General features: G+C 66.0%; 6 protein-coding genes. 2 read left to right on the top strand and 4 right to left on the bottom strand.

What is annotated here, in order from left to right; genetic code table 11:
• The first annotated feature begins 45 nt into the window (after positions 1–45).
• Together I6N89_RS13465 and I6N89_RS13460 are read left to right on the top strand one after the other, a co-directional pair.
• Positions 46–1,083, top strand: coding sequence for an OmpP1/FadL family transporter (locus tag I6N89_RS13465; RefSeq protein WP_328805880.1), 1,038 nt, complete (start codon positions 46–48; stop codon positions 1,081–1,083).
• A 66-nt stretch (positions 1,084–1,149) separates the two neighbouring features.
• Positions 1,150–1,818: a dienelactone hydrolase family protein gene (locus I6N89_RS13460; RefSeq protein WP_207018950.1), complete on the top strand. Its 669-nt coding sequence runs from the start codon at positions 1,150–1,152 to the stop codon at positions 1,816–1,818.
• 255 nt (positions 1,819–2,073) lie between these two features.
• On the opposite strand, the gene I6N89_RS13455 is transcribed toward I6N89_RS13460, so the two are convergent.
• From I6N89_RS13455 to I6N89_RS13440, 4 genes are all read right to left on the bottom strand, one after another.
• The gene (locus tag I6N89_RS13455; protein WP_207018949.1) at positions 2,074–3,030 is read right to left on the bottom strand and encodes a fumarylacetoacetate hydrolase family protein; all 957 of its coding nucleotides are present in this window, start codon (positions 3,028–3,030) and stop codon (positions 2,074–2,076) included.
• Positions 3,027–3,461, bottom strand: a complete 435-nt coding sequence (locus I6N89_RS13450) for a nuclear transport factor 2 family protein (RefSeq protein WP_207018948.1) — start codon at positions 3,459–3,461, stop codon at positions 3,027–3,029. Before I6N89_RS13450 ends, I6N89_RS13455 begins: the two co-directional genes overlap by 4 nt.
• Before the next feature lie 174 nt (positions 3,462–3,635).
• Complete coding sequence (locus I6N89_RS13445; protein ID WP_207018947.1) at positions 3,636–4,115, bottom strand: (2Fe-2S)-binding protein; 480 nt, start codon at positions 4,113–4,115, stop codon at positions 3,636–3,638.
• 1 nt (position 4,116) lies between these two features.
• The gene (locus I6N89_RS13440) at positions 4,117–6,405 is read right to left on the bottom strand and encodes a xanthine dehydrogenase family protein molybdopterin-binding subunit (protein WP_207018946.1); all 2,289 of its coding nucleotides are present in this window, start codon (positions 6,403–6,405) and stop codon (positions 4,117–4,119) included.
• Between the last annotated feature and the right edge of the window lie 6 nt (positions 6,406–6,411).

The raw sequence follows: 6,411 nt of genomic DNA, 5'->3' as shown, positions 1-6,411 counted from the left end.
ACCCAGAACCTCGCCCAGCATGGCTCCTCCGAATAAGACACGTGCATAACGACGTCGTTATGCACGTGTCTTACCTCGGAACCCCAGCCTCAGGCAGGCGGCCCCAATCGGTCGGTTACCAACAACCCTGCGGGCATGGCTTTTGTCGGCCACCGGCTGGACCTCAATTCGCAGATGATCCTGCTGCGCACCGAGGGCCGCTTCGGCGGGCTGGACAACGAGGGCACCGGCTTTGCCCTGGTGCCGGAGATCGGCTATAACCGCCCGCTCAACGACCGCTGGACCATCGGTATCTCGACAGCTGCCGGCGGTGGCAGCGCGAAATATGACGACCAGCTTTTCACCGGTGCCTCGGACGGCACCGAGGGGCTCTACCAGTCCACCATCGTGCTGCCGACAGTCACCTACAAAGCGGCGCCGAACCTGGCCTTTGGTGCCTCGCTGGCGCTGGGGATTCACGGGCTGAACCTCGAAAACCTGCCCGGCGTGCCCGATCACGGCATGGAATTCGCCACCGGCGCGGGGCTGCGGTTCGGCGTGATGTGGCAGCCGACCGAAACGGTGACCATCGGCGCCATGTATGGCAGCAAGATCGAGATGGGCGAGCTCAAAGGCTATTCGGACGATGTGCTGGCCAGCGTCGATGGCGAGATCGACCTGCCCGAGCAATGGGGTCTGGGCATCGCGGTGGACCTGAGCGACAAGCTGACGCTGGCCGCCGATTACCTGCGGATCAACTGGACCGACACGCAGTTTCACGACGTGTTCGGGTTTCGCGACCAGAATGTCTATCGCGTCGGGCTGTCCTATCAGATGCGCCCGGATCTGACCCTGCGCGGCGGCGTCACCTTTGCCGACCGGCATTTCGACGACGATTTCGTCAATGCCATCCCGCTGATCCCGGCCATCGACTCGAATGTGATCGCGGCGGGCTTCACCAAGGATTTCGGCAACGGTCGTGAGCTGAGCGGCGGGATCGAGTATGATTTCGGCGAGCGCGCGGACGGGTCCGGCCCCAGCAAGGGCGCGCATATGGATACCGATTTCGTGGTGGTCTCGGTGGGGTACGCCTGGAAATTCTGACATCTCTCCGGCGGGGCGTCGGGTGCGCCTCATCGCCTCGCCGTCAATACTCTGGAAAGGAACCGCATGTCCGACATTGAGCTGACCGCAAGCGATGGCCACCGTCTCGGTGGCTATCTCGCCCTGCCCGACACGGCCCCGCGCGGCGGGGTCGTGGTGATTCAGGAGATCTTTGGGGTGAATGCGCATATTCGCGATGTCTGCGACCGCTTTGCCGCCGAGGGCTATGCGGCGCTGGCGCCGGCGATCTTCGACCGGATCGAGCCGGGGTTCGTCTCGGGCTATTCGCCGGAAGAGATCGCCAAGGCGCGCGCCTTTGTGCCGAAGCTCGATATTGCCGCCTGCATGCTGGATGTGGAGGCGGCGCGGGCCGAGCTGGCGCAATATGGCAAGGTGGGGATTGTCGGCTTCTGCCTTGGCGGGACGATTGCCTTTCTCGGCGCGACGCGACTGCCGGGGATCGCGGCGGCGTCGGGCTATTACGGCCGGCTGATCCAGGATTATGCCGATGAGGTGCCGCAGGCGCCGGTGATCTTGCACTATGGCGCGCTCGACAAGGGCATCCCGCCGGAGAATTACGAGGATGTGCGGGCGCGGCGTCCGGAGACGCCAGTCCATGTCTATGAGGGCGCGGATCACGGGTTCAACTGCGACCGGCGCCCGAGTTTCGAGCCGGAATCGGCCAAGCTCGCCTGGGCGCGGACGATGGCGTTGTTTGGAGCCGAGATCGGGTAAAGGGGGGTGGGCAGATTGCCCTCCCTACACTCGTCATATGCGCAAGCCGCGCAAGCGCCGGATCGTGGGCTGGCGCTCGTACCTTTGAGCCTCTCGATTTATCCCGGCCAAATCCGAAAGACCTCGATACATCGCGCTGGCGTCACCAAAGCGCCAGACCGCGGGGACGGTCCGGCGCTTGCGCGGCGGCCTTCGGCCTTGTCCCGCGCCGGGGCGACGTACGGTTGTAGGGTGGGCAGTCCTGCCCACCCCCCTTTACCCCGCGACGAACCGGTTGCTCAGCGTGCCGAGGCCGGTCACCGTGACATCGACCACATCGCCCGGCCGCATCAGCACCTTGGGGTCGTGCCCGTAGCCGACGCCGCCCGGCGTGCCGGTGCTGATGATGTCGCCCGGCGCCAGCGCGTACCATTGCGAGAAATACGAAATCACCCGCGCCAGCGGAAAGATGAAATCGTCGGTATTGGCCTGTTGCATCACCGCGCCGTTGACCCGGGTGACCAGCTCCAGCGCGTTCGGGTCGGCGATCTCGTCCGCCGTCACCAGCGCCGGACCCATCGGCGAGAAGCCGGGATATTGCTTGCCCATATGCACCAGATCCCAGGCGTGGCGCGCCTCGGGTGTGGTGCTGGCCTTGCCGATCAGCGGAACGTGGTCGCGGGCGGAGATATCGTTGGTCACCATGTAGCCGGCGACGCAGGCCATGGCCTCTTCCTCGCTCACGTTATGGCAGGTGCGCCCGATCACCACGCAAAGCTCGCCCTCGTAATCCACCATGTCGGGGGCCTGTGGCGGCAGCGGAATGTCGGCGAAGGGGCCAGTCACGGCGGAGGGGGCTTTGAGGAAACCATGCGGCTCCGACGGCGGCTTGCCCTTCATCTCGGCCACATGGCCGCGATAGGCCTGACCGACCGAGACGATCAGCCGGGGGGAGGGCAGGGGGGCGAGCAGCCGGGTGCCCTCGGGCAGCAGGGCGCCCGAGGCGCGCAGGGCCTCGCGGGCATCGATGCCCGTCTCCTCGACACGCGCGACCATGCGGCGCACGAGGTCCAGACCTTCGGATCCGGCGCCGAGGATGTCGCGCAGATGCGGCGGCAGCCAGGTCTCGGCGGTGCCGGGGGTCGCGGCGCGGGCGAGATGCAGGATCTCGCCGCTTTCCAGAACCGCGCCGGGCTGGCCGCCGGGGATGCAGTCGATGGTGACGAGTTTCATGCGGCTTTCCTCCGGAAGCTGAGGTCGATGCGCCAGGTCTTGATGCGCCAGCCCTCATCGGTGCGGGTAAAGCCGCCGTTGAAGATCACCAGCGAATCCGGCGCGCCGAGCGGCGCCTCGCCATTCTCGTCGAGCGCGCCGACATGGCCGAAGACCAGCGCATAGGCCTGGCCCGTCGCGGTGGTCTCGTCTTTCACGTCGATCAGCATATTGCTGACGATGTGGCGGGTGATGCGTTCGGGGTTGCGGCGGTTCAGCACAAAGCGCAGCCCGTCCAGCCCTTCGAAGACCTCATCGGCGCGCTGAAAGGTGCAGTCGGGCACGAAGAGCCCAAGCGCGCGGTCGTAATCGAACGTGTCGGTGCAGAGCGAAAACGTGGTCATGAGGCGGCTGCACTCCGCCTCGATGGCAAGGCGCTGTAGGGTGTCCATGTCTTTGTCCTTTCTATGTGCTGCGCGCGGGATGTCGGCAGCGTGCTGCGCGCACGACGCCGGAAGCGTGCTGTGCGCACGACAGCAGGAGCGCCCCCGCGCGCGGCGGGGACGCAATGACGATGCTGTCGGGTCCTGGAGGGGCCGGCGCCGCGATGGGCGCCGGCGAGGGGATCAGGCCGCGCGCATCCGCGCGGCGGCTTTCTGCACGGCCTCGATGATCTGCGGATAGGTGCCGCAGCGGCAGAGGTTGCCCGTGAGATATAGCCGGATTTCCTCTTCGCTCGGCTCCGGGATCTCGGCGATGAGCTGGCGCGTCATCAGCACGAAGCCGGGGGTGCAGAAGCCGCATTGAAAGGCGCCCGCCTCGATAAACGCCTCCTGCACCGGATCGAGTGTCTCCTCGTTGTTCTCGATGGTCTCGATGGTGGCGCCATCGGCCAGCGCCGCGAGGAAGAGGCAGCCGGAGACCGGCTTGCCGTTCAGCACCACCGTGCAGCAGCCGCAGAGCCCCTGGCCGCAGCTCTGCCGCGCGCCGTAGAGGTCGAAGCCCTGTTGCAGCAGGTCGACCAAGGTCCAGTGGCCCTGGATCTCGGCGCTGACCGCTTTGCCGTTCAGGGTGAAGTCAATCGTCTGGGTCATGACGTCTTTCATCTCATTCCTCCTCCAGCGGCTCGCCCGCCGCCGCGCGCATGGCGCGATAGACCGTTTCGCCGGTGATCGGCATCTCCGAGACGCGCACGCCCACCGCGTCGAACACGGCGTTGGCGATGGCCGAGGAGACGCAGAACGAGCCGGTCTCGCCGACGCCCTTGGCGCCGAAGGGCCCGTCGGCCTCCGCGCCGTCGAGCACGCTGGTCTCGATCTGCGGAATGTCGAGCATGCTCGGGATCTTGTAATCGGCGAAAGAGGCGTTGGTGACCTGGCCGAAATCGAAATGCACCTTCTCCTGCATGGTCTGGCCAAGCTGCATGATCGAGGCGCCCGAGATCTGGTGATCGACGATCTTGGGATTGATCTGGGTGCCGGTGTCGGCGACGTTGATCATCCTGAGCACGGTGACGCGCCCGGTTTCGGTGTCGATCTCGACCTCGGCCCCGGTGGCGCCCAGCATCCAGTAGGGCGTGATATGCGGCGACTGCCCGGTCATCGGATCGGGGGGTATGTGACCGTCGGGGATGAAGCTCGCGGTGCCGACCACATGGCCGACCGGCATGCCGTTCTTGCGGGCGAAGAGCTCCCAGATCGGCACGTTGGAGCCGGGCTGCGCGCCGACCTCCGCCGCCAGCTCTTCGAGCTTGGCCTTGGCGTCTTCGGCTGCCAGCCGTGCCGCGTGCCCCATGTGATAGAGCGAGCGCGAGCCCAGCGTGCCGGTGTCATAGGGCGTCACGTCGGTGTCGGGATGCACCACATGCACCATCTCCACCGGCATGTTCAGCACCTCGGCCACGATCTGCGCATGCGCCGTGTCTGAGCCCTGGCCCATATCGACGCTGCTGCACATCAAGGTGGCGCTGCCATCGGCGCCGAGCCGCACGATCGCCTCGGAGGTCGAGGGCGCGATCGACGCCTTGATCCCGATGGCAAAGCCGCGCCCGCGCTTGACGGTGCCCTCGCCCCGCTCGAATGGCTTGCCCCATTGGAGCCGCTCGGCCACCCGGTCGAGGACCTTTTCCACCGACGAGGTGTTGAGCGCGGTGCCGGTCGCGTGCTCCTTGCCCTCGCGCAGGATATTGCGGCGGCGGAATTCGAGCGGGTCGATGCCCAGCTCATGCGCCATCATGTCGGTGTGGTTCTCGTAGGCCCAGATGAGCTGCGGATGACCGAAACCGCGCATGGCGCCCGCGACGGGGCGGTTGGTGTACATTGAGAAGGAGTCGATGGCGACATTCTCGATGTCATAGGGGCCCGCCGCCGTCATGCCGGCGTGAAAGGCCACCGCCGGGCCGATATCGGCATAGGCGCCGCCGTTCCAGAACACCTCGCATTTGCGCGCGGTGATGCGGCCGTCCTTGTCGAGCCCGCTTTTGATCTTCAGCGTCGCGCCGTGCTTGGTGATGGTGTAGAACTGCTCTTCCATGCTGAGCGAGACCTTCACCGGGCGTTTCGCCAGCAGCGCCGCGGCGGCGACCAGCGCCTCCAGCCGGATCCAGAGCTTGGCACCAAAGCCGCCGCCCAGATAGGGCACGCGCACCCGGATCTTGTGCTGCGGCCAGCCCAGCAGCCGCGAGATCTCGTAGCGAACGAAAGACGGGCTCTGATTGGCGGTGTGCAGCGTCAGCCCGGCGCCGGTGGGCTCGGCCACGGTGACGGGGGGCTCCAGCGGCACATGCGCCGAGGGGTGGGTGCGGAAGGTGTGTTCGAACACCCGGTCGGCTTCTTCAAAAGCCTTGTCGACATCGCCGCCATGGCGGAGCTGATAGGGAAAGCCGACATTGGTGTCGCGCACGCCCTTGAGGAACTGGATTTCCGGGATGCCGGGTTTCAGCTCGTCATGCACGAAGGTTTCGGCGCTCAGCGCCTCCATCTCGTCAAAGACCGGCTCCAGTTCGTCATAGTCCACGTCGATCAGCGCCACCGCCTCGGCGGCAACATTGGGATCGGAGGCCAGCACGATGGCGACGGGTTCGCCGACATAGCGCACCTTGTCGAGCGCCAGAACCGGCTGGTCGTGGAACATCACGCCGAAATGCGGATCTGGCATGATCTTGCGGATATCTTCGCCGGTCAGCACCATGTCGACGCCGGGGCAGGCGGCGGCCTCGCTGGTGTCGATGCTGACGATCCGGGCATGGGCCACGGTGCTGCGGAAGATCTTGCCGTAGAGCATGTTCGGCAGGCGCAGGTTGTGGATGTATTCGATACGTCCGGTCACCTTTTCCCTGGCCTCGCGCCGCGGGTGAGACTGCCCGACAGCACGGATCTGGGTAATCTGGTCGTTCATGTCACA

It is taken from the genome of Salipiger abyssi, from assembly GCF_017311415.1.
GTDB lineage: Bacteria > Pseudomonadota > Alphaproteobacteria > Rhodobacterales > Rhodobacteraceae > Salipiger > Salipiger abyssi_A.
The sequence above is the reverse complement of the archived record's forward strand: the minus strand, read 5'-3'. Positions and strand labels throughout refer to the sequence as shown.

Coding starts and splice junctions, on each gene's coding strand:
- I6N89_RS13460 (WP_207018950.1), top strand. CDS start 1,150: ATGTCCGACATTGAGCTGACCGCAAGCGATGGCCACCGTCTCGGTGGC.
- I6N89_RS13455 (WP_207018949.1), bottom strand. CDS start 3,030: ATGAAACTCGTCACCATCGACTGCATCCCCGGCGGCCAGCCCGGCGCG.
- I6N89_RS13450 (WP_207018948.1), bottom strand. CDS start 3,461: ATGGACACCCTACAGCGCCTTGCCATCGAGGCGGAGTGCAGCCGCCTC.
- I6N89_RS13445 (WP_207018947.1), bottom strand. CDS start 4,115: ATGAAAGACGTCATGACCCAGACGATTGACTTCACCCTGAACGGCAAA.
- I6N89_RS13440 (WP_207018946.1), bottom strand. CDS start 6,405: ATGAACGACCAGATTACCCAGATCCGTGCTGTCGGGCAGTCTCACCCG.